This is a genomic window from Roseateles sp. P5_E1, from assembly GCF_054049335.1.
The window spans coordinates 1-581 of the sequence record NZ_JBFUMN010000346.1 but is presented as its reverse complement, the minus strand read 5'-3'; the positions used below and the strand labels follow the sequence as shown (position 1 = coordinate 581).

Below are 581 nucleotides of genomic sequence, written 5' to 3'. Positions count from 1 at the left end.
GCGAAGCACAGTGGTGGCGTGATGCAAGTGTGGCGTACTTCCAATCTGTGAGCGGCAGGCCGCTGCCTGCGGGCGAAGTCGCGCCGCCGCACCCGCTGGCATGGTACGAGGCCCTGCAGTTTCCGTCCGCACCGGGAGATGGGCGATGAGTCGGAGCGCTTGGATCGGATGGATGTTGGCGGCCGGGTTGGCGAGCTGCGCCAACCTGGCGCTGGCGCAGGAACGGGGGGCCGCGCTGCTGCATCCGCTGTTCCAGGATCACGCGGTTCTGCAGCGCGACCAACCCTTGCCGGTCTGGGGCCGCGCCACGCCCGGCGCCAAGGTTTCCGTGACCTTCGCACGGCAGGCCGTCACCACGCGCGCCGACGCCAGTGGAGGCTGGCGCGCCACGTTGCAGCCGACGCCCGCTGGCGGTCCTCACCAACTGACCGTCCGCGCGGGGCCGGCTGTCCAAGTGGTGCGTGACCTGCAGATGGGCGATGTCTGGTTGTGTTCCGRGCAGTCGAACATGGAGCTTCCGGTATGGCGCACGCTCGACGCGGTCAGCGAGATCGCTTCGGCCGCGCAACCGACGATCCGGC

Annotated in this window: 1 pseudogene; it reads left to right on the top strand. The window is 69.7% G+C overall.

The features are described from left to right. Positions 1 to 172: 172 nt before the first annotated feature. Positions 173 to 581: pseudogene (locus ACXJKJ_RS31445) on the top strand (sialate O-acetylesterase); the annotation flags it as partial.